The sequence below is a fragment of the Hyphomonas sp. genome, from assembly GCF_041689225.1.
Classification (GTDB): domain Bacteria; phylum Pseudomonadota; class Alphaproteobacteria; order Caulobacterales; family Hyphomonadaceae; genus Hyphomonas.
In genome coordinates, this window is sequence record NZ_JBDNGN010000174.1 from 1 (window position 1) to 2178 (window position 2178).

The window sequence follows — 2178 nt, forward strand, 5'->3', positions numbered from 1 at the left end:
ACCTGCGTCAGCGTGGCATTCCGGAGGCGCAGGCGCGCGGTCTGCTGACCGAGGCCTTTATTGCCGAGGCGTTGGGCGCGGCGGATGAGGCGGTGCGTGATGTCATGCTTACCGAAGCGCAGGATTGGTTGGCGTCATGACGCGGTTGTTCGATGTTGCAGCGATCCGCAAGGAGTTCCCGATCCTGACGCGGGAAGTGAACGGCAAGCCGCTGGTCTACCTCGACAATGCGGCCAGCGCGCAAAAGCCGGACGCCGTGATCGATGCGATCGCGAACCAGAGCCGGACGGCCTATGCCAATGTGCACCGCGGCATCCATACGCTGTCGAACGAAACAACCGAAGCGTATGAGGCCGGGCGCGAAGCAGCGCGCGATTTTTTCAATGCGCCGGGCACCGATAATATAATCTTCACCAAGGGCGCGACAGAGGGGATCAACCTTGTCGCGTCTGCGCTAGCCGAGACGATCCAGCCGGGTGACGAGATTGTGCTTTCGGTGATGGAGCACCATTCCAATATCGTGCCGTGGCATTTCTTGCGCGAGCGCCAGGGCGCGGTGCTGCGCTGGGTCGGCCTGAATGATGACGGATCGCTCGACATGGACGCCATGCGCGCCGCCATCGGGCCGAAAACGCGCATGGTGGCGATCAGCCACATGAGCAACGTGCTTGGCACCGTGAACGATGTTGCCGAGATCGGGCGCATCGCGCATGCGGCCGGCGCGCGGGTGCTGGCTGATGGCTGCCAGGCGGCTGTGCACCTTGGTGTCGATGTGCAGGCGCTTGGCTGCGACTGGTATGTGTTTTCCGGACACAAGCTATATGGGCCGACAGGGATCGGCATCCTGTACGGGACGTCTGGGGCGCTGGCAGAGGCGCGGCCCTATCAGGGCGGCGGCGAGATGATCGAGACGGTCGCGATGGACCGGATCACCTATAATGAGGCCCCGCACAAGTTTGAAGCCGGCACGCCGCCGATCCTGGAGGCCATCGGGCTCGGCGCGGCGATTCGCTGGTTTCGGCAATTCGACCAGGCAGAGGTCCAGGCACACGAACATGCGCTGTACCAGCGGGCGCGTGAGGGCCTGCGGGGCGTCGACGGCCTGACCGTGCATGGCGAGGCATCGGGGAAGGGGTCGGTGCTGGCGTTCAGCCTGCAGGGGGCTCACCCGCACGACCTGGCGCAGATACTGGACCGGTACGGCGTGGCGATACGGGCAGGGCACCATTGCGCCCAGCCCTTGATGACCCATCTAGGAGTCAGTGCGACGGCGCGTGCGAGCTTCGGGATCTACAATACCGAGGCCGAAGTGGACGTGTTCATTGAGGCGCTGGAAAAAGCGCGCGGAATGCTGGTATAGAGGTCAGACATGGCAGACGATATGACTTCTCGCGACATGATCGACGTGTCGGCTCAGGCGGATGCGGCCCCATCGGCGCTGCCGCAGGATGAGCTGAATCGCATCACGGATGCCCTGATCACGGCCTTCAAGACAGTATATGACCCGGAAATTCCGGTTGATATCTATGAACTGGGTCTGATCTACAAGGTCGACATTGATGACGACCGCAAGGTGGACGTGGATATGACGCTGACAGCGCCAGGATGCCCCGTGGCGGGCGATATGCCGGGCTGGGTGGAAACAGCAGCCCGCACGGTCGAAGGCGTCACGGACGTCGAGGTGCGCCTGACGTTCGATCCACCCTGGGATCCGTCCCGTATGTCGGATGAAGCGCGTCTCGCGCTGAACATGCTTTAATTGAATCGCAGCCCTTCAGACCCTATCTGTAGATCATGGCCAGACGACCCCGCCCTAAACCGGTAACCCTGTCTGACGCTGCTGCGGCGCGCGTTCAGGAGATCATGGAAGAACGCGGCGCAGGATTCCTGCGCGTCGGCGTCAAGAATGGCGGCTGTGCCGGCATGGAATATGTCATGGATTATGCCCTGGCGCCGGAACCGCTGGACGAAGTGGTCGAAGAAAAAGACGTCACAATCCTGATCGATGCGAAGGCGGTGCTCTTCCTGCTCGGCAGCGAGGTCGATTACGAGATCTCGCCGCTGCAAGAGAAGTTCGTTTTTCGCAATCCCAACCAGACCGACGCCTGCGGTTGCGGTGAAAGCGTGACAATCATTCCTGCTGTGGACGCCTAAGTCCTGCGAGCCGCCTGAACGGGG

3 protein-coding genes are annotated in these 2178 nt (G+C 62.2%); all 3 read left to right on the forward strand.

Going from position 1 to position 2178, the window contains the following annotated elements:
• Positions 1–136: 136 nt before the first annotated feature.
• The 3 genes from ACESNB_RS17315 to ACESNB_RS17325 are packed head-to-tail and all read left to right on the forward strand — an operon-like array spanning position 137 to position 2154.
• Positions 137–1360 (forward strand): cysteine desulfurase, encoded by a 1224-nt coding sequence (locus tag ACESNB_RS17315; RefSeq protein ID WP_373009593.1) that lies wholly within the window; start codon positions 137–139, stop codon positions 1358–1360.
• Positions 1361–1369: 9 nt separating this feature from the next.
• Positions 1370–1759, forward strand: a complete 390-nt coding sequence (locus ACESNB_RS17320) for an SUF system Fe-S cluster assembly protein (protein ID WP_373009594.1) — start codon at positions 1370–1372, stop codon at positions 1757–1759.
• Positions 1760–1794: 35 nt separating this feature from the next.
• Positions 1795–2154: a HesB/IscA family protein gene (locus ACESNB_RS17325; protein ID WP_373009595.1), complete on the forward strand. Its 360-nt coding sequence runs from the start codon at positions 1795–1797 to the stop codon at positions 2152–2154.
• The last annotated feature ends 24 nt before the right edge of the window (positions 2155–2178 follow it).